Source organism: Flexibacter flexilis DSM 6793, assembly GCF_900112255.1.
Lineage (GTDB): Bacteria > Bacteroidota > Bacteroidia > Cytophagales > Flexibacteraceae > Flexibacter > Flexibacter flexilis.
Genome location: NZ_FOLE01000001.1, coordinates 357559 through 377060 on the forward strand (window position 1 = coordinate 357559; position 19502 = coordinate 377060).

Consider the following 19502-nt stretch of genomic DNA (forward strand, 5'->3'; position numbering starts at 1 on the left):
TATTTATTTAAGTAAAATTGAGCATCTAATATCGAATCTATTTTTATGAACAAAACACTACGACTACTTTTCATTATTTGTCTGAGTGTATTACACGCTCTGACGACGATGGCAAGTGAGCACAGCGCACGCCTCGAAGAAATACAAGAATACATCAGACAAGGAAATTACTTAAAAGCCTCTGAGCGTATCACCAAATTATTTGACAAATTAGAAGGCAAAGATGCCCGCTACGAAAGGGGGCTTTTGTTGATATACAAAGCACAGGTAGCCAGTGGATTGTGTGCCTACGACGACATGGCCATCAGCCTACACGACGGTTTACAACAGTTGCGCAGCAGCAAAGGACTAGAAAGCGCAGAATATTGTTATGGGTTGTTAGAGTCTGCCAAACTGAACATAGATTATGGAAATTATCTACACGCTTCCGAAGATTTGGAGCAGGCGCGTTCTCTTATGCCAAAATTTCCGCAAAAAGATTCGGCTCTGAGTTATGCCATACGCGAGCAGGAGTTACTAGTAGCCATCAATCAGGGTTACCTGAATCAAGCAGACAAAGCATTGTTACCTCTTTTGGCCTATTATAAAACTTTGGCCGAACGCGAAGCCGTAGCCAGTGGAGAGAAAAGCAAAAAAGAGGTTAAGAAAGAAATTGAACAACAAAAACAAGTATATGCTCGCTTGCTACTTTTGCAAGCATACGTCCCGATTTACAAAGGCGAAAAAGACCAAGCCACTACCCTACTGACTGCCGCCCAACAGTGGATCAAAAAAAATATAGGGACTTCGTCGGAAGCATATGTGCGTTGCTTGGTCGCGCAGGCCAAAAATGAAGAAGAATATGGCTATTATGACCAAGCCATCAAGTTTTACAAAAAAGCCATTGGTGCGGCCAATAGCAAAAGAAATATTTTGGCTTCGCACAAAGATTATTTTGCGATGCACGAAGATATGATTCGCTCAACGCTTAATGCAGCCAAAGACAAAAAGGCCAACGGTATGTATGAGTCTTATGTCAAATTGGTACACAAACAACACCCTGAAGACAACGGCTATCAAGCGAAATTGGCACGAATTGGGGGCTATATTGCTGTAAGTCAGGAAGAATTTAACGACGGACAATTCCTTAACCTCATTAATGTAAGCGAAGATACCGTAACCAACGTAATGGCTCCCTCCGAACGGCTCAAAATCCTGACGCTCATTTACCAAATTGGGATATATATGGATACTTTGCCGTTAGCGAAAGAAGCTTTGAATAATATTTTGGTGCTAAAGAAAAAAATGTATGGCACGCAATCGCCTCAATATCAAGAAAGTAGAATAGAAAAAGGCTTTTACGCTTTGCTTTACGAAAACAAAATCAAAGATGCTAAAAACTTATTTGAAGATAGTTGGCTCAAGCAGGTAAAGCCACAACTGAGCCGCAAGCACAAAGATTATCCGCGCTTTTTGAATATGCACGCCAAATATTATGAGCTAACCGATCAATACGCATTGGCTACGCAGGCTTATGATGAGGCCAAAAATTTGATTGTAGAAAAATACGGCGAGGGCGACCTTGAGTACGGCCATCAACTCGAAAAAATAGCCAGCATTAACATTCGCGTAGGCCAATACAAAAAGGCCGAAGAACAATTGATGGAAGCCATTAATATCGTGGAAAATGCACGTGGAAAATACAGCCGTGACTATATCAGCGTGTTGCGCACGATGGCACGCCTCTACATCGTGATTGGTTGGTACGATGAGGCTGACAAACTACTTACTCGTTCGTTCAAACTCCAAAAAACAGCCACCGAATCCCCTGCATTGGGTAGCGAAAACATGACCGAATTGGCTACGCTTTTGTACGAAAAAGGACTGTATGCCGAATGTGACGAAATCCTAACGGAGCTTATCGATGTATATGAAGAACAAAACGGAAAAGTAAATCAATATTTAATCGAGCCACTTAACATATTGGGTAGCACGTATTTAGCGCGTGGCGACTACAGCAATGCCGAAAAAATGGCGCAACGTTCCGCCAATATTAGTAGCGAAATTTTTGGCGATACGTCCAGTCGCTACACGCAAAGCATTGCCCTGATGCAAAAAATACACGCAGCCATCGGCGACTATGACCGCTCCGAAGAACTTGCCCAAAAAGTGCTGGAACGTGACAAAAAACAACTCGGCAAATTACATATCGAAGTGGCTCGCGCTACCAAAGATTTGGCTTTAGCCAAATTCCAAAACAAAGGAAAACCCAAAGAAACCGAAAAACTTTTGAAAGAGTCTATCGCCGTAACCGAATCCATTTTGGGCGATTTTCACCCACAATATGCAGACGGACTTAAAAATTTGGCTTTCTTTTACATCGACCAAAAACGCTATGCTGAAGCCGATTCGCTTCTGACCATTGCCAACGAAATTTGGCGAAACAAATTAGGTAAAAACAACGCTTACACAGCCGAAGTGTATATGCTCAAAGGCGATTTGAGCAAGGCCAATGCCGACCACAAAACCGCCAACAAAATGTATGGCCGTTCCAAAGAAATGTACGAACGCTTGTTTGGCAACCGACACCCACAATACGTGCAGGTGCTGAGCCGCTTGGCGCAAATGGCCTATATCGAAAAGAATTATTCCAAAACAACCAAAATGTTGGGCGAAACCACCAAGATTTATTTGGAATATATAAGCAAGTATTTCCCTTCGTTGAGCGACCGCGAAAAAACTAAATTCTGGAATCTGATGAAGCCAGACTTTGAACTTTACAGCTCTTTGGCTGTGCTTTTGGCAGACAAAAAGCCCGAACTTTTGGCCAATGTCTATAATTACAACCTAGCAACTAAAGCCCTGTTACTCAACTCTTCTATCAAAATAAAAGACAGGATTTTGAAGAGCAAAGACACGAAAATGATAGACAAATATCATGACTGGTTGGGCAAAAAAGAACGCTTGGCCAATCTGATGTCTAAGAGCACGGAAGAGCTTGCCAGCGCAGGCATTGACCTGAAAAAAATAGAACAAGACATTGAGAACTTGGAAAAAAGTCTCAGTGAAGGTTCTGAGCTTTTCGCACAAGCCAAAGAAAGCGCAAACTATACTTGGAAAGATATTAAATCCAAACTCAAAGCCAAAGAATACGCTGTTGAGTTGATTCGTTATCGTTATTTCGACACACAATTCACTGATTCTGTGATCTATATGGCTTTAATAATCTCGCACGACACGCGCAAAAGCCCTAAAATGGTATTGTTGCCGAACGGAAATCGTATGGAAAATCAGGGGCTAAAATACTACCGTAATTGTATGAAATACGGCGTGGAAGACGATAATTCTTACCAAGCATTTTGGCAGCCTATCAAAGAAAACATAGACGACAACACGACGGTTTACCTTTCCACCGAAGGGGTTTACAACCAAATCAATTTGGAAACGATTCCGTTGCCAAACGACGGTGGCTTTGCCATCGACCGCAATACCTTTGTTTTGCTCAGTAATACCAAAGATTTACTCACAGCCGTCAAACAAAACACGAATCCCGTTTCTAACGCCTATTTGTTCGGAAATCCTGTGTTTTATGCGTCCACTGATAGCACTGGCAAGGCCGTTGAACCGCCGTCCAAAAACGCGATTACACCACTACCTGGCACGGAAACCGAAATCCAGCAAATCGACAAACTTTTGCGTACAAATCGCTGGATAGCACGTTCGTTTACGGAGACGCAAGCCACTGAAGATGCCGTAAAAGCCATTAAAAGCCCTCGCGTTTTCCACGTAGCTACGCACGGATTTTTCTTGGAAGATGTGAATGTGGCGGGCCAAAATTCGGGTAGTAACTTTCTGAATGAAAACCAGTTGTCGGCCAATCCGCTGTTGCGTTCGGGTTTGTTGTTCAAAGACGCTGGCGAAATTTTGAGAGGCGGCAATATGTCCAACTACAATTTGCGCAACGGAATCCTGACCGCCTACGAAGCCATGAACTTAGAGCTTGACAACACGGAACTTGTCGTGCTGAGTGCCTGCGAAACAGGGCTTGGAACTGTCAAAATCGGAGAAGGCGTATATGGTTTGCAACGCGCCTTTTTGGTGGCAGGTGCGCACAACGTGGTGATGAGTTTGTTCCGAGTTCCTGACGAAACCACCCAAAAACTCATGAGTTTATTTTATGAAAAATGGATAAAAACAGGCGATAAACGTTCGGCCTTTATCGAAGCCAAAAAGCAACTCAAGAAAGAATATCCGCAACCAATCTACTGGGGTTCGTTCGTGATGATGGGACAATAACAATCACTTTATAGTTAAAATAAAGACTATGAAAGCCAAAAACTCCAACGCTTTCAACATCGGAGTTTTTGGCTTTTTTTATAGAAAAGAAAATTAGCGAATATGCAACAGTTGCATTTTTACGCCCACGCCCAAAAACCAAATATCCGTAAACGACATATAACCCACGTTATCGAAAAGGGTTGAGACATACAAATCATTGGTATTGGTTTCGAGGTAAAAAGTAAGGTCGCGGCCACTGCGTTGTTTCACATCAAAAGCCGTACTAAAACCGACATGAAACCGTAAGGCAGGCGACCAAGGATAGTAACCTTTTTCGTATTTTTTGAACGAGTGTAGCAGCGTAAATTTTTTTCCAATGTGATAAGCCGCAAAGCCCGTTACATTCAAAGGCCGCCACGTAACCCGATTATTTAATTTTACCCGAAAAGGCAAATAAGTAGCCTTGTAGGTGAGCTTGCTCATCGGGCCGCCGTAGGCCTCAGGCAAAGCCCCGTACAACAACTCGTGGTGTATCGTGTGCGCTCTGTTGGTGATGCCTGTTCCTAAGCTCCAAAAGCCGATACTTCCCGCAAACTGCCCCGTCAGCAACACGTGTTTGTGTGGCAACTCAGTATTGCCTTTTATCTGAACTGAGTCGCTGGGCAATATTGTAGCCCAAAGTGCATTTGGCAATAGCAAAATACACAAAATCAGGAATTTAAAAGTTTTTTTCATAGCTAATATTTTTTCCTGAAATGGTGATTACTGCAAAACCTTTGTCTATGCTACCTTGCGCAAAATGCGGAATTCCTGTCCCTGCTGGAGTTGTATCATAGCCGTTGTGCTGATGGCCACCAAGCGAAATCAGTATTTTTTTATTTCCATAATCTTTGGTAAGCATTTCCAAATATTCCAAGCGTTTGGAAAAATCAAAATCCTCATCAAAATAAGGGACATGGCTTACCAATACCACACGATCAAAATTAGAGCCTGTTTCTATTTCTTTTTGCACCCAATGAAGGTCTGGCACATTGCCATCGTTGTTGTATTCGCGGCTATTGCTATTAAAAAAAATAAACTTGACGCGGCCATAAATAAAACTAAAATTCAGGTGTCCAAACATATACTTGTAGGTAGCTTCTCCGTTGCCTACGATGTCGTGGTTTCCAATCACCGCCACATACGGTTTATTGAGTTTGGCCAGTTGATCGGCGGTCCAGTTGAATTGCTGCAAAATACCGTAGTTGGTCAAATCGCCACCGTGAATCACCATATCAATATCATCACGCTGATTGATGCGCCCTACGGCATCATCAAAGTTATTATAATTGATGTGTGTGTCGCTGATAAATGCGATTTTGATAACAGAATCTTCGGCGGCTTTGACCGAAAGTTTACCAATATTTTTGTAATTGAGTTCGCGGTAACTATCTCTACTTACCGACTGGTTGGGGTCATATTCAAAGCGATTGCAAGCCGCCAAAAGGCACACTAACAATAGGCTTTTGACATAATAAAGTATTTTCATAAAAATATACAATCATGTTGTTTTATAGGATTTTTAACTGCTGAAAGAAAAGATAAGTGTGTAAGATGCGCCAAAACAATGCGGTGCATCGCTGCAATACTAACCCTATTGGCTTACCCATGCCCTATTAACCAAGCCCAAGTGCTCAAAAAAACCTTTGAAGTGTACTTATCCGCCCATCAAATGGTTGCTGTATTTTTTGTTCAGTCTAAATAATAAAACAAAAAATACAGTTATATATCAATAAAACAACAATCCTTATCGCTTTGTCATGAGGCAAAATAAAGCGATAAGGATTGACATCTTTGAGGAGAAAAAAGTGTAGTCTATTGATTCAACCCTTATAGGTTTTGAAAATCTATAAAGGTTGAATCCCGCTAAATCAGATGCTTACAAATTGGCCATCAGCACCATGAGTTTTTCCACGCGTGCACGCATGGCGTAGTAGTCGCCACTATATTTATTCACCATAAAACTAAAACAATACTTTTGGCCAGATTTTCCCTCCACATAACCCACATAACACATTACACGCGTCATCGTGCCGCTCTTGGCGTGTATTTTGCCCGCCGCCGCCGTGCCTAAACACATATCACTCAGCGTTCCCGAAAGTCCCGCGACAGGTAAAGATTCATAAAAACTATTGAAATATGGTTCGCGGCTGTTCAGATAAAACATTTGGGCTAATTGCGTGGGTGTAATGCCATTGGTCGGCGAAAGGCCGCTACCGTCGTACATATAAAAACCGTCTGTATCCAAACCGCGCATTTGCCAAAAAGTTTGTATGGCTTTCGTGCCTGCCTCAATGGTTGCCTCCGAAAGAGCCTGATGACCAACGGCGCACAGAATCGCCTCCGCATACAAATTCAAACTAAAAACATTGGTTTTGGCTACCAAGTTTTTGAGGGCTGGCGAACGATGTACATAAATCGCCTTGCGCGGCAACGAGTCGGCGCGTGTGCCATTGCGACGCAAAATGCGTGTAGTGGTCGGATCTTTTTCTACATTAATTCCTTTGGCGGTCAATCGTTTATGTAGCAATTGAGCACAAAGAAGCGCAGGGTCAGGCATTGCGCCTTTTACCACAAATTCTTTTTTGGCCGCAGGAATAGAACCCGTTACATAGCGCAAAAAGCTATACGGCGCACCATAAATATACGCGTTGTCTTTGCCCGTCGGTTTATTGGCTACCACCAAATTATCAAATTGCAGGCCTTCGATATTGGGTTCGGTACGCAAAATGCTCGTGGCATCGCCTTCTTTCGCTCCCGATTTAAAAATGAGTTTGTAATAATTCTCGTTGATATTCAAGCCCGTAACAGGTGCGCCGTAATAGTTGCCCAAATCGCCCCATTGCCAGCCGTCAGGCACGGCATTTTCGGGCAAAAAATCTGCATTGCCCACCACACTCCCGGTGATACGCGTAATGCCAGCCTCCGCGATTTTATTAGCCCATTGCGCCATTACGGTATTATAATCGTCGTATTGTGCGATGTGGTCTGTTCCCAACGAAGGGTCTGCTCCGCCGCGAATGTACAAATTGCCGTTCAGTGTGCCGTCGGGGGCAAGCGTACCCGAATACTCCAACGTGGTTTGGAACGTATAATTTTCTCCCAAAACGCCCAACCCTGCCGCCGTTGTAACGGTTTTCATGGTAGAAGCAGGAATAAGTGTGCGTTGCGGGTGATACGAAGCCAATGTTTTACCGTTTTTCAAGGATTTTAACACAAATCCCCAACCTGCGTGCTGCATGGATGGGCTGGCGTTCAGGTCTTTGAGTGCGGATTTAAGATTGTCTAAAGCAACTTTGGGTTGCGCCATTGCTCCAACCGATGACCACAACACCAACAAGGCTATTTTGGAAGAAAAACGCATATTTTTTAGAAAATTAAGATAATGAATAATGAAGAGCTAATGCCTTTTCGCATTAAAACCAAACCTGTTCAATATACCCTGACCACTTACCAAAGTAGGATCTTGTCGAGCAGACAATAAACAGAATATTGATATATCTCTTCCAAAAATAATAAGAAAGGTAAAAATTGGAGCTTCCTAAAGCCTGCCAATTCACCTTTCTTACAAACGAATTGTTCGGAACAAAAATAAAAAAACTCCTCAATAAAATAACAAAACAATAGTACAAGTCGCCGCTTAAACGAAAACACTAAAACCGATAATTTAACTCTAATAGCACGTATCTGGGCAAAAGTTTGGTGCTATTCGTTTGTGTAGAAAAATCGGTGATATAAGGCGTAATAAACTGCTTGGTGTTGAGGATATTTTGAACGGAAAGCGTTGCCGAGAGCTTCGTTTCGATGATTTCGGAACTCACCGTCGCATTCACGAAATAATACTTTTGCGCCTTGGCGTTTTGGGGTTTGAAATAAAAAACTTCGTTGCTGATGCGTGCGCTGATTTTCCCCCGAAATTTCATATAAAAATCTGCAAAAGCCCCCACCGATTGGTTTTTGACGTTGGTTTTCAGGTCTTTGGATTGGGTGCTGATGCGCGACTGGCTGAGTGTAGAACCCAGATGAAAGTTAAACCATTTCAAATACGCCGAACGCAACGAAATATCTAATTTTGGGTTCAGGGAATTGGTTTGTCGGATGTCCGAGCCGTTGAGTGTGTTCGGGTAGCTGCCCAGTCCCACCGACGGGCGTAATTTTAGCCTCATGTGCAAGCTGGGCATATATTTTTCGATGCTGCCCGACACAATCGTATTTTTATTGCTCAGGTTGTTTTCTACTTTTTCCGAAATATTAAAATCCGAATTAATCAGAAAATTACTGCGATAGCCTTTGCTGTTGGTCGTGTGTACAATGTTCAGATGCCAAAGAAATTCGTCCGCAAAATTCCCAAATTTGTAATTGAAAATAGCCGTATGGCTGTACTGCTGAATATACAAGGCACTGCCGCGGCTAATGCTTCGGTAATCGGTCAGCACGAAGCCCTCCGACAAGTCCACTGACTGCGGCAGCGCAAAATTATAGGCGTAAGTGCTAAAAAAATGATGTTTTTCTTTGAGGCTGCGTTTCAAACCCACCACAGGCAGCGCATACAACGACGATTCATTGGCTCTGCCCGAAATAGCCGTGTGATAAAAACCGCCCGATATGTCCGCGAAAACCTCAAAACCAAACCATTCTTCTTTCAGATTCAGGCCTGTGTAGTAGTTCTTTTGCTGCAAATCCAAATCGTTTTGCAAACTATCCGACGAGGCGTAACTATTGTTTTGAAATGCGCTGTGCAGGTCGCTGCCCAACGATTCATTTTTGGCCACTACGCCCACATAACTGGACAACTTCAAGGTGTTTTTGGCCAAAAGCCATTGCGCCGCTGCCGCATAATATTGCATCGGTTTCGCAATGTTTTGGTAAAGTGCATCGAATGGTTCGGGCAAAAAAGACGCAGAACGAACCAGACTTTGCGTCAGTTGCAGGGATTGGCGGTTGCGGTCTTGAATGGTCGTCAGGTTAAAAGTGAGGGCGTGATAGTCGCTGATGCGACGCGTAAAATCAAGCGTATTCGCAAAGGCCAGTACATTGCTTTTCTGTGTGTTATTGATAAAATTTTGGTTGGCAATGGTGGCCGAATGGTTACTAAACATTGATTTTCGGAAATCGCTTTTATAGCGCAAAAGTGATTTTTCGCTCAAATCAAATTGCGCTTCCAAATGCCCTTCCAAGATGGTTGGTTTTTGGGTAATGGTGTTTTGTTCGGAAAGCGTAAACACCGAATCTTTAAGCAAATAGACAAAATTATTATCGACAAAAGATTTTGCGTTGTCGTGGCTAAACGTGAGCGCACCTTTTACATAAACGGTCTCTTTGGGTCGGATAACGAAATGCGTAGAACCCAAAGACGCATTGTTAAAGCGACTGGTTTGCGAACTTAACGCCACAGACGGCATTCGGCCAATGTCGATGAGGTTGGCGTTCGTGCTTTTCAGAAGGCTGCGCAGGTTGTCCGATTCGGTATCTTCCTTAAAATCAATACCAGACATTCGGCCTGCCGTTGAAGCATGGCCAGTGTTATTGTAATTTCCGAAGGTAATTGTTTTAAGTTTTTTATAAAATCCGAACAGATTAAGGGAATTGTTGGTACGTTTGTCGTTGCCAAAGCCGCCCGAAACATTGCCAAACAGCAGCTTTTTGCGGTTTTCTTTGAGCGTAATGTTCAAGACTTTGTCGTCGGTGCGCTTGAGGCCTTTGAGCAATTTATTTTCCGTAAATCGGTCTATCACTTGGATTTTATCCACCACGTCTGCGCCCATATTTTTGGAAAGAAGTTGGTAATTGCGCCCCGTCAAATCGTCGCCATCAACCAATATTTTCTTAATTGGTTGGCCTTGCACCGAAATTGCCCCCGTATTTTTATCTACGTCCAGCCCTGGTATTTTGGCCAAAAGTTCTTCCAAATTTCGTTCGGTACTGTCGCGATATTGGTCGGCTTTAAACGAAACGGTATCTTTTGTTTGAATGACTTTGTTGCTGCCGCGCACCACTACTTCATTGAGAATGAAATCTTTGGGTGCAAGCGTAAAGTTGATTTCTAACGTTTTTTGAGAATTGTTGCGGACATTTATCTTTTGGATTTCGTAGCCGATGGCGGAGGCAAAAACGAGAAAATTGGGTTGGTCGGGTGCTTCAAAAGCAAAATAACCTTGGTCGTTGCTACTTCCAAAGGCGGTAATGGACGAAGAATCCGTGAGTTTGGTGTAAAGCGTGGCAAACGGTACAAGGTTTCCCGCCCTGTCTTTTACCAATCCTTTCACCGATATTTTGCTTTGACTATACCCCGAATTTTGTAGCAACAACCCCAACCAGAACAAACAGGTGAGTGTTTTTCGCATGGTCTATTGCTCAAAGTTGAGTTCTTGTGGATCAATATCAGAGGGCGTAAACGTAAGGTTAGAGCCTCTTGCCGCTGGTTTTGAAATCAATGCTCGCCAGTGTTCTTTAATTCGATTATTCACTTCTTTGTTGTAGTCCGTCAGCTTTATTTCGTCCCCAGTTTTGGGCGTATAATTTAGTTCGTCTGCGGCATTTTGCGCCAGCGGCATCGTAATATCTACGAAAGTGTAGGTATATTTTTTCTCTGTGTCTTGCGCCTCCAATATCAGCCCTGGCAGGCCGTGCAGTTTCCAAGGGTCTGCAGGAATCGGGATTTCGGGCGTAAACCAAGCCTCGTAGTTGCGGCCTCTGAAAGTGGCGGTTGCTTTTTGGCAATTAAATTTCCCAATTTTTTTATGCTGCTCAGTGAGTTGCCAGTTGATTTTGGGGAGCGTTGGTTCGCGCACGATAAGCGGATAATGCGATTGTACTTCTCTGATTGTCAGCTTATTGTTTTTTCTGTCTTGGACAATTACGTCTCCTTCTTCATCAATAAAGTAATCAAAAATTGTTTTATTGACAGATGTAACTTCACTAAAATTACTTTGGGTAAGTACAACTTCGCCTACTTTGTTGAGGGTGTTTTTTTTCCCGCGATTGGCTATGTATATAGATTTTTCTTGATTAAAATAAAGTTTAAATACGGTGGGTTGGCCAAAGGCATCGACATACTGATAAGTAGCCACGCCGCTATTGGTTTGGGCAAAAGACAGCAAATGAAATAGACAAAATGCTGCCACGAGTAGGGTGTTTTGTTCATTTCGGAGGTTAGATTTAAATTGAATGTTGTTTGTGTAATCTCTTGTTGCAGCAGTTTTTTTTCTAATGTTTATACTTGCCCCGAGATTTTACGAATACAATAAAGATTATTACTAATCCACAAGAGAAAATAGCACTTTTTAGTAAATTGGTTGAAAGAGGTTCTTCAAACATGAATTTTCTTTGTACTACTGTCATTATAAATGAAAGTATAAGTACAGTAATCGCCTTACTTTTAGTCATAAATTTATTGTTAATATTTCATTGTTGATATAAATAATTAGATTTTGCTGTTTTTTCTGCAACATAGTATTTGAATAACAAAACTACAAAAACCAGACTATTATTGTATGATTTTTTCTTGATTTGTTTTTAGTTAATATTAGATTAGAAATTTTTAGATAAAAATAAATAGCCATGCAGGTACAAAGTTTTTTATTCTATCTGCATTTTGTTATTAGGCCATATAATGAAATTGATAAAACAAAAAATAACAGCTTTATTTTTAAATATAACTTCATTTATTGTTCCTTTTTAAAAGAAAAAATACAAAAATCAGTCTATTTGGTAAGTTATATATTTCACCTTAACTATTTGATAATTAAGACCTATACTATTACTTTTGGGCTACCAAATGAATAACTGTGTGTATGTTTATACACCAAAATTATTATCCACTATGAAACAATCAATAATTAGCGGAGCTGTACTGTGTATGGGCTTGTGGTTCTGTACATCTTGTAATTCCGACAAAGTAAAAGTAGGTGTAGCTATGGATATCCTCGATGGCCGTTGGGCAAAAGACCGCGAATTTATCCGCGAAAAAGTAGCCGAAATGGGTGGAGAGGCCATTTTTACAGTTGCCAACAACGATGCCGCACAACAGGCCTTGCAAGTACGACAACTCATTGAACAAGAAGGTATTGATGTGCTTCTTATTGTCCCAACAAACAGTGCAAAAGCCGTAGATTTAGTTGCTTTGGCCAAAAAAGACGGCGTAAAAGTAATCGCTTATGACCGTCTAATCAACAACGCAGACCTTGATGCCTATGTGAGTTTTGATAATGTGCAAGTAGGGCGTATGCAATCCGAATACTTGCTTTCTAAAGTTCCTACGGGCAACTACTTACTTTTGGGTGGTTCTCCAACAGATAACAATGCTAAGTTGTTCAGAGAAGGGCAGATACAAGGGTTGAAAACGGCGGTGGCTGATGCGAAAGTACAGGTAATCGGTAACGGTTGGGCCGACAATTGGAGTCCTCAATTTGCTTACGAACAAACCTTACAGTTGCTCAATGAAGGCAAACAAATAGATGCGATCATCGCTTCAAACGATCGCTTGGCTACTGGTGCGGTGAAGGCTTTAACAGAAAAAGGCGTGAGCTATCCTGTGGCCATTGCAGGGCAAGATGCTGATGCTGAAGCTTGTAGAAGAATTGCCGAAGGCACACAAGCCATGACGGTTTATAAACCCGTGAAAGATTTGGCTTATTCGGCGGCTGTGGCGGCTGTGATGTTGGCCGAAGACAAAGACGTTCCGAATCTGAATGCCAAACAAAATAATGGTAAAAAAGAAGTACCATCTGTGCTACTCTCGCCTGTGCGCGTGGACGAGCATAATCTTATCCAAACGGTCATTGCCGATGATTTCCTGACCAAACAGGCCGTTTATGGCGAAACTGGTAGGCCACGCAAAAGAGAATAGGTATTTAATTATGGCTTAAATACTTACAAATAATTTGCTTTAGTGAAACTTTGTACATATTTTGGCGTTATACAGGAAATATTGTGCAAACTTCTTTACGTTATGAATATGGTAACTCTAACCACAAAAGGTGTTCGAGTGAGTGTTGCCACCGAATATCAACCCGAATATTCAACGCCTAATCAGCAACACTATGTCTTTACCTACAAAATTCTGATTCAGAATTGTGGTGAACATACGATCCAGCTCAAACGTAGGCATTGGCGTATTTTTGATGCTAATGGCGTAGTGCGCGAGGTAGAAGGCGAAGGTGTGGTTGGTCAGCAACCTGTATTAGAGCCCAACGAATCGTATCAGTATGTTTCGGGCTGTAACTTGCGTTCGGGTATTGGCAAAATGGTTGGTACGTTTCAGATGGAGCGCATCGTGGACGGCCAAACTTTTGATGTCTCTATCCCCGAATTTACGATGATAGTACCTTATCGTCTGAACTAATTTGCAATCCATATACTACCCAAAAGAGGCTTATTCTATTTGGATAAGCCTCTTTTGTATTAAATAAACGATCTGACCATATCGTCTGGGGGAACTAATTTGTAGCTTTGGGGTTTATAGCCTTACTATTTTTCATATCTGAGCAATGATAAAACGTTTTTCGGTGTATTGTGGGCTGGTGGCTGCTGTGTTGTTGCAAGCTTGCCGACCCGACACTGCCTCTTCTTTTTCCCATCAATATTTTGACATGAACGGTTTGCTCAAAAGCCAAGAGCAACAATTACAAGGTTATTCTATCCAAAAAAATAGCACTTTAGACGGCCACACCGACACACAAACACTGCCTGCGGATTGGTCTAAAGAATTTGATTTGTTCAAGGAAATAGACCTGAACAAACCTTCTTGGCAAGGCGGCTTTCGGGTAGAATCTACGCCGAATCAGGTGTGTTATTTTGCTGAAAACCAAAATATTAATGTCAAAAAACTGTGCGTAACGTATAGCAGTAAGCATTTGCCCGCGCACGTTTGGGCGCAAATAGCCGAAGATAATATGCTCTACACGTCTGGTAGAGAAATGCACTTGTATTTTGACACGACCCAAACTCAAACCATTTTGCGTGCCTACGGCATGAGCGGTTTTCAGAAAGTTTTGCTCAAAGACACGATGCGTTATAAGGTTCAGGCAGTTTTGGTTGGAAAAAAACCGTAAAAATCATTGTACAAAATGATACTACATTTTATTTTTTATACATTTGCGGCAATTCATTAACCCAAAAAATTAATTTAATCATGAGCGAAAACAAAATCACGATACAAAACGGAGTGTTACAAGTTCCAAATACTCCAGTGATTCCTTTCATCGAAGGCGACGGTACGGGCGCAGATATTTGGGCTGCTTCTGTGCGTGTGTTCGACGCAGCAGTAGAAAAAGCATATAACGGCAAAAAGAAAATACAATGGAAAGAAGTGTTGGCTGGTGAAAAATCGTTCAACCAAACTGGCAACTGGCTTCCAACAGAAACCCTTGATGCTTTCCGTGAGTATTTGGTAGGTATCAAAGGCCCTCTTACTACGCCTGTGGGTGGTGGTATCCGTTCCCTGAACGTGGCATTGCGCCAAGAATTAGACCTTTACGCTTGCTTGCGTCCTGTGCGTTGGTTTGAAGGCGTGCCTTCGCCAGTGAAAGAGCCAAATCTTTGTGATATGGTAATCTTCCGCGAAAACACAGAAGATATTTACGCAGGTATCGAATATATGGCGGGAACGCCTGAAGTAGCTAAGTTGTTGGCTTTCTTGCAAAACGAATTTAAAGTAAACAAAATCCGTTTCCCTGAATCTTCTTCACTTGGCATTAAGCCAGTGTCTAAAGAAGGTACAGAGCGTTTGGTTCGTTCGGCTATCGAATACGCACTTACGCACAAAAAACCTTCGGTTACTATCGTGCACAAAGGTAACATCATGAAGTTTACGGAAGGTGCTTTCAAAACTTGGGGTTACGAGTTGGCTGAAAGAGAATTTGGCGACAAAGTTTACACTTGGAATCAGTACGACCAATTGGCCAAAACTGACAAAGCAGCAGCCGACAAAGCGTTGGCCGATGCAACGAAAGAAGGTAAACTTATCGTGAAAGATTCGATTGCAGATGCTTTCTTGCAACAAATCTTGTTGCGTCCAGCCGAATATTCGGTAATCGCAACGCTTAACCTAAACGGCGACTATATTTCTGATGCGTTGGCGGCTATCGTTGGCGGTATCGGTATCGCTCCAGGTGCAAACATCAACTACGTTTCGGGTCACGCTATTTTTGAAGCAACACACGGAACAGCTCCAAAATACGCAGGTTTGGATAAAGTAAATCCAGGTTCTGTGATTTTGTCGGGCGCGATGATGTTCGAATACATGGGCTGGCAAGAAGCTGCCGACCTTATCTACAAAGGTTTGGAAGCCTCTATCGCCTCTAAGCGTGTAACTTATGATTTCGAACGCCTAATGTCTGGCGCAACGCTACTCAAATGTTCTGAGTTCGGTTCGGAAATCATCAAAAATATGTAATTGATAAACAACCTTTCGGGTTTTATCTTTATAAAAAAACAGCCTTCGCCCTTAAAAAGTGAAGGCTGTTTTTTTATATTTATGGCTCAATAAAAATCCTATTCTTATGCCAATTCTTAATTTGAAAGTAAGCGGCGAGGCCTCCGACGCACTCGCCCAAACACTGGCCAACGACCTGACAGACCTTACGGCTGAGTTTTTGAAAAAGAAACCCGAAGTAACAGCGATTACAGTGGCTTTTGTACCAGAAAATCAATGGTTTGTAAACCGCCAAACGCTCGCGACACTGGGACTAAAAAGTTTTTATTTGGATATAAAAGTAACCGAATCCACGAACCTCAAAGACGAAAAAGAGCAATACATCGCCGCCGTTTTTGAACGTATGCAACAACGTTTGGGCGCGTTGCATTCCGAAAGTTATGTGTATGTGGAAGAAGTAAAAGCCGATTCGTATGGCTTCGGCGGCCTCACGCAAGAGTATCGTTATGTGAAGGCTAAATTTTAGTTTATTCTCAAAAATATCAAAATTAAAAAGGTTTGTGAAGACACACAGACCTTTTTCTTCATCTGAAAAATTTAGTTAAAAAAATGGAAAATCAAGACCACTATAAAGCACTTATCGACTATTTCAAACAAATCACGACTTTAGATGAAAATGAAGAACAATTGGTTCGTGAGTTATTTGTTTATAATAGCTATAACCGTAAAGAATTCTTATTGAAAGAGGGCGAAATATGCCGTCAATTTAATTTTATTATCAGAGGTTGTATGCGTATGTATTTGGTGGATGATAAAGCCAATATGCATATTTTACAATTTGCTGCCGAAAATTGGATAATGGTAGATGCGCTGAGTTTTCGTGAAAAAAACGCATCAAGGCTCTATATTGATACGCTTGAAAAAACGGAATTGCTCTACATCACACCCGAAAACCTCAAATTGCTGTACCATAAAGCTCCTAAATTTAACTGTATTATTCGGGAACTTTTGGAACGTCATGTGGTAGCTCTTCAAAAGAGATTGTTACAATACATGAGTTCATCGGGCGAGGAACGTTACTTGTCTTTTTTGAAAACCTATTCTCAATTTTCAAATAGACTCCCCCAAACGCAAATTGCCGCTTATTTGGGTATAACCCCCGAACATTTAAGCAAAATCCGAAACGATATCGCAAAATCCAAAAAATTTACTTCTTAAGATAGATTAAGGGTGAGTCATTTTTGAGGGCTCTACCTTTGCATGGTCGATTTAAAGTAAAAGGACATGCAAAAAGTATTAATCGTCTCAGGACACCCGAATTTAGAAAATTCGCACGCCAACAAAACCGTTTTAGAACAAACCTTACAGCTAATTCCTGATGCAGAAGTTAGCCGATTGGATTTGCTTTATTCCGATTTTAAAATTGATGTAAAAGCAGAACAAGAAAAGCTCATCAATGCGGATATTGTCATTTGGCAATTTCCTTTCTATTGGTATGCCTTACCTGCGCTAATGAAAAAATATTTGGATGATGTTTATGTTTTCGGATTTGCTCACGGCGTTGGTGGCGACAAATTGAAAGGCAAAACGCTAATCCTATCATTTACGACAGGAGCACCAGAAGAGTTGTATGATTATGGGAAGGCCATGAATTACCCAATTGATGATTTTTTACCTTCTCTTATTCAGGTTGCCAAGCTTTGTCAGATGGAAATGCAAGAACCCATTTACTCGATGGGAATGCAATATATTCCTAATGTTTATCCCATTGAAGCATTGGAAACGCTTAAAGCAAAATCCAAATCCCATGCAGAGAAATTAGCAACTCTTGTGCACAAAATCTATTCCTTAAGATAGATTAAGGGTAGGGCATTCTCGCATACTTTACCTTTGTGGTATTAAAAAAAACAATTTATATCAATCAAAAATCTTCAAAAAAATGAAAAGAATTATTTTAAACATTCGTTGCGAACTTGATAAAGTTCCGAACATTGACGTGTTACTTCCACAAGAATTTGCAAGAGGTGAAGAGTTGAAGCAAGAAGGAATAATGGAGCATCTGTTTGTAACAGAAGGAAGAATGGGTGCTGTGCTTGTTTTCAAAGATGTAGATGAAGCGAAAGCAAAAGAAATCGCCGCTACATTTCCTCTCTTTAAATATTTTGATACTCAATATATCACAGTAGAGAAATATTATTAATACCTAAACGCAAAAAAGACGGCTTACGCAGATAATGGCATAAAACAATAATCTGCGTAAGTTTTTTGCATTTAAAGTGTAATTAAATTAAATATACAATGACAAAAATACCTAAAATAGCATTAGGAACGTGGTCTTGGGGTGCAGGATTTGCAGGAAGTGACCAAGTTTTTGGAAATAATTTAAGTGTTGAAGAATTACAGCCAGTATTCAAGACCGCCATCGAATCAGGATTAAATCTTTGGGACACCGCCTTAGTGTACGGAATGGGTTCTTCTGAAAAAGCATTGGGCGAATTTGTGAAACAATACCCTCGTGAAGAATTGATTTTATCCACCAAATTCACGCCTCAGTTGGCAAAAGAAGTAGAAAATCCAATTGAAGAAATGCTTAATAGTAGTCTGGATAATCTCGGTACTGATTTTGTCGATTTCTATTGGATTCATAATCCCGTAGGAGCTCCTAACTGGGTTGCGGGGATGATACCTTTATTGAAAAGCGGAAAAATAAAACAAATAGGTGTTTCTAATCATAATCTGGCGCAGATTAAAGAAGCGAATGACATTTTAGCAACAGAAGGTTTTAAAATTTCTGCCGTCCAAAACCATTATAGTTTATTATATCGTTTTTCTGAAGATACTGGTATTTTAGATTATTGTAACGAAAATGGTATAATATTTTTCTCTTATATGGTATTGGAACAAGGGGCATTGTCAGGAAATTACAACACCCAAAATCCATTACCTGAAAACAGTGATAGAGGTAAAATCTATAATAAAATTCTTCCACAGTTAGAAGAATTAATGAATGCCATACGCGAAATTGGTGATAGTAAAAACGCATCGGTTGCGCAAATTGTGATGGCTTGGGCTATTGCCAAAAATACCTTACCAATTATCGGCGTTACTAAAATCAAACAAGTAGAGGACGCGGTTAAAGCAACCACTATTCTATTGTCTCAGGAAGAAATGGAACGAATTGAAATTTTGGCTGCGCAAGCTAACGTGGATACCAAAGCCTCTTGGGAAAAATTAATGAGTTAGTTGCATGTGATAAGGGATATACAAACCAGAGAATTGAGTATTTAGGTATTTTCCCAAAACGTCATACAGCATAGGTGACCCGTGTTGCCAACAAAAAAACCGATAAAACTGCCAAGTCTTATCGGTTTTTTTTATTTATTAAAACTATTTTTTCTTGATTTTGAGCAAGCCTTTTTCCATTTCCACGACCTCTACTTTGTAGCTTTGGCCATCGTCTAAAAGCATTTCCAATTCGCCATCTTTGTAACGCCAACGTCCTTTGCGGGCTTCGTTGCCGTCTGCGGCTGCAATGGGACGGTCTATAAACGTACCATCGGACGAAATCGTAAATCCACGACGACCACGCGAAGGCGGAAACGAAAAAGTTTCATCTCTGAAAACCGTCAGGCCGTCTTTGTCTTCTTCATAAGAATGTTTCCAAGTCGTGAATAAATATTGCATATTTTGCTGGTCTTTTCCGCCACCGCCACAACGCCCCGCCGTAAGGCTCAGGCTTGCCAGCAACAGCACCACTAAAAATAGATTTTTCATAAGGTTTTATAACATTTGGTTCGGTGCAAACATACACGAAATCCTGATAAAACAAACC

16 protein-coding genes are annotated in these 19502 nt (G+C 41.3%); 10 read left to right on the top strand and 6 right to left on the bottom strand.

Annotated elements, in window-relative coordinates:
• Positions 1-45 precede the first annotated feature (45 nt).
• Complete coding sequence (locus BM090_RS01495) at positions 46-4275, top strand: CHAT domain-containing protein (protein ID WP_091506141.1); 4230 nt, start codon at positions 46-48, stop codon at positions 4273-4275.
• Positions 4276-4368: 93 nt separating this feature from the next.
• On the opposite strand, the gene BM090_RS01500 is transcribed toward BM090_RS01495, so the two are convergent.
• The 5 genes from BM090_RS01500 to BM090_RS01520 form a co-directional block, all read right to left on the bottom strand.
• Entirely contained in the window at positions 4369-4992 is a 624-nt protein-coding gene (locus tag BM090_RS01500; RefSeq protein WP_091506144.1) for a hypothetical protein, read from the bottom strand.
• Positions 4976-5785 carry a metallophosphoesterase family protein gene (locus BM090_RS01505; RefSeq protein WP_091506148.1) on the bottom strand — a complete coding sequence of 270 codons (810 nt, stop codon included), beginning with the start codon at positions 5783-5785 and terminating at the stop codon, positions 4976-4978. The genes BM090_RS01500 and BM090_RS01505 overlap by 17 nt, the downstream gene beginning before the upstream one ends.
• A 390-nt stretch (positions 5786-6175) precedes the next feature.
• Positions 6176-7660 (bottom strand): D-alanyl-D-alanine carboxypeptidase/D-alanyl-D-alanine endopeptidase, encoded by a 1485-nt coding sequence (gene dacB / locus BM090_RS01510; RefSeq protein ID WP_091506152.1) that lies wholly within the window; start codon positions 7658-7660, stop codon positions 6176-6178.
• Between the two features lie 289 nt (positions 7661-7949).
• The gene (locus tag BM090_RS01515; RefSeq protein ID WP_091506155.1) at positions 7950-10640 is read right to left on the bottom strand and encodes a carboxypeptidase-like regulatory domain-containing protein; all 2691 of its coding nucleotides are present in this window, start codon (positions 10638-10640) and stop codon (positions 7950-7952) included.
• A 3-nt stretch (positions 10641-10643) separates the two neighbouring features.
• Positions 10644-11420 carry a GLPGLI family protein gene (locus BM090_RS01520; RefSeq protein WP_091506157.1) on the bottom strand — a complete coding sequence of 259 codons (777 nt, stop codon included), beginning with the start codon at positions 11418-11420 and terminating at the stop codon, positions 10644-10646.
• 698 nt (positions 11421-12118) lie between these two features.
• Between BM090_RS01520 and BM090_RS01530 the strand changes: the two genes are divergently transcribed.
• The 9 genes from BM090_RS01530 (at position 12119) to BM090_RS01570 (ending at position 18913) form a co-directional block, all read left to right on the top strand.
• Positions 12119-13144 carry a sugar ABC transporter substrate-binding protein gene (locus tag BM090_RS01530; RefSeq protein ID WP_177199806.1) on the top strand — a complete coding sequence of 342 codons (1026 nt, stop codon included), beginning with the start codon at positions 12119-12121 and terminating at the stop codon, positions 13142-13144.
• 108 nt (positions 13145-13252) lie between these two features.
• Positions 13253-13639 (top strand): Co2+/Mg2+ efflux protein ApaG, encoded by a 387-nt coding sequence (gene apaG / locus BM090_RS01535; protein WP_091506168.1) that lies wholly within the window; start codon positions 13253-13255, stop codon positions 13637-13639.
• A gap of 145 nt (positions 13640-13784) precedes the next feature.
• Complete coding sequence (locus BM090_RS01540) at positions 13785-14348, top strand: hypothetical protein (protein WP_091506171.1); 564 nt, start codon at positions 13785-13787, stop codon at positions 14346-14348.
• A 68-nt stretch (positions 14349-14416) separates the two neighbouring features.
• Positions 14417-15691: an NADP-dependent isocitrate dehydrogenase gene (gene icd, locus BM090_RS01545; RefSeq protein WP_262487655.1), complete on the top strand. Its 1275-nt coding sequence runs from the start codon at positions 14417-14419 to the stop codon at positions 15689-15691.
• 106 nt (positions 15692-15797) lie between these two features.
• Positions 15798-16196, top strand: coding sequence for a tautomerase family protein (locus BM090_RS01550; RefSeq protein ID WP_091506178.1), 399 nt, complete (start codon positions 15798-15800; stop codon positions 16194-16196).
• 83 nt (positions 16197-16279) lie between these two features.
• Positions 16280-16888: a Crp/Fnr family transcriptional regulator gene (locus BM090_RS01555; protein WP_091506180.1), complete on the top strand. Its 609-nt coding sequence runs from the start codon at positions 16280-16282 to the stop codon at positions 16886-16888.
• Positions 16889-16954: 66 nt separating this feature from the next.
• A complete protein-coding gene (locus BM090_RS01560; protein WP_091506183.1) occupies positions 16955-17527 on the top strand; it encodes an NAD(P)H-dependent oxidoreductase in 573 nt (190 codons plus the stop codon).
• 82 nt (positions 17528-17609) lie between these two features.
• Positions 17610-17870 (top strand): muconolactone Delta-isomerase family protein, encoded by a 261-nt coding sequence (locus BM090_RS01565; RefSeq protein WP_091506187.1) that lies wholly within the window; start codon positions 17610-17612, stop codon positions 17868-17870.
• Between the two features lie 98 nt (positions 17871-17968).
• Positions 17969-18913 carry an aldo/keto reductase gene (locus BM090_RS01570; RefSeq protein WP_091506190.1) on the top strand — a complete coding sequence of 315 codons (945 nt, stop codon included), beginning with the start codon at positions 17969-17971 and terminating at the stop codon, positions 18911-18913.
• Positions 18914-19057: 144 nt separating this feature from the next.
• Here BM090_RS01570 and BM090_RS01575 read toward each other — a convergent pair whose 3' ends face one another.
• Positions 19058-19444, bottom strand: a complete 387-nt coding sequence (locus BM090_RS01575) for a hypothetical protein (RefSeq protein WP_091506194.1) — start codon at positions 19442-19444, stop codon at positions 19058-19060.
• Positions 19445-19502 lie beyond the last annotated feature (58 nt).

What these genes read in the sequence shown, in the direction of transcription:
- BM090_RS01500 (WP_091506144.1), bottom strand. Translation starts at nt 4,992, where the DNA reads ATGAAAAAAACTTTTAAATTCCTGATTTTGTGTATTTTGCTATTGCCA.
- BM090_RS01495 (WP_091506141.1), top strand. Translation starts at nt 46, where the DNA reads ATGAACAAAACACTACGACTACTTTTCATTATTTGTCTGAGTGTATTA.
- BM090_RS01560 (WP_091506183.1), top strand. Translation starts at nt 16,955, where the DNA reads ATGCAAAAAGTATTAATCGTCTCAGGACACCCGAATTTAGAAAATTCG.
- dacB (WP_091506152.1), bottom strand. Translation starts at nt 7,660, where the DNA reads ATGCGTTTTTCTTCCAAAATAGCCTTGTTGGTGTTGTGGTCATCGGTT.
- BM090_RS01505 (WP_091506148.1), bottom strand. Translation starts at nt 5,785, where the DNA reads ATGAAAATACTTTATTATGTCAAAAGCCTATTGTTAGTGTGCCTTTTG.
- BM090_RS01540 (WP_091506171.1), top strand. Translation starts at nt 13,785, where the DNA reads ATGATAAAACGTTTTTCGGTGTATTGTGGGCTGGTGGCTGCTGTGTTG.
- BM090_RS01555 (WP_091506180.1), top strand. Translation starts at nt 16,280, where the DNA reads ATGGAAAATCAAGACCACTATAAAGCACTTATCGACTATTTCAAACAA.
- BM090_RS01570 (WP_091506190.1), top strand. Translation starts at nt 17,969, where the DNA reads ATGACAAAAATACCTAAAATAGCATTAGGAACGTGGTCTTGGGGTGCA.
- BM090_RS01565 (WP_091506187.1), top strand. Translation starts at nt 17,610, where the DNA reads ATGAAAAGAATTATTTTAAACATTCGTTGCGAACTTGATAAAGTTCCG.
- BM090_RS01530 (WP_177199806.1), top strand. Translation starts at nt 12,119, where the DNA reads ATGAAACAATCAATAATTAGCGGAGCTGTACTGTGTATGGGCTTGTGG.
- BM090_RS01575 (WP_091506194.1), bottom strand. Translation starts at nt 19,444, where the DNA reads ATGAAAAATCTATTTTTAGTGGTGCTGTTGCTGGCAAGCCTGAGCCTT.
- apaG (WP_091506168.1), top strand. Translation starts at nt 13,253, where the DNA reads ATGGTAACTCTAACCACAAAAGGTGTTCGAGTGAGTGTTGCCACCGAA.
- BM090_RS01515 (WP_091506155.1), bottom strand. Translation starts at nt 10,640, where the DNA reads ATGCGAAAAACACTCACCTGTTTGTTCTGGTTGGGGTTGTTGCTACAA.
- BM090_RS01550 (WP_091506178.1), top strand. Translation starts at nt 15,798, where the DNA reads ATGCCAATTCTTAATTTGAAAGTAAGCGGCGAGGCCTCCGACGCACTC.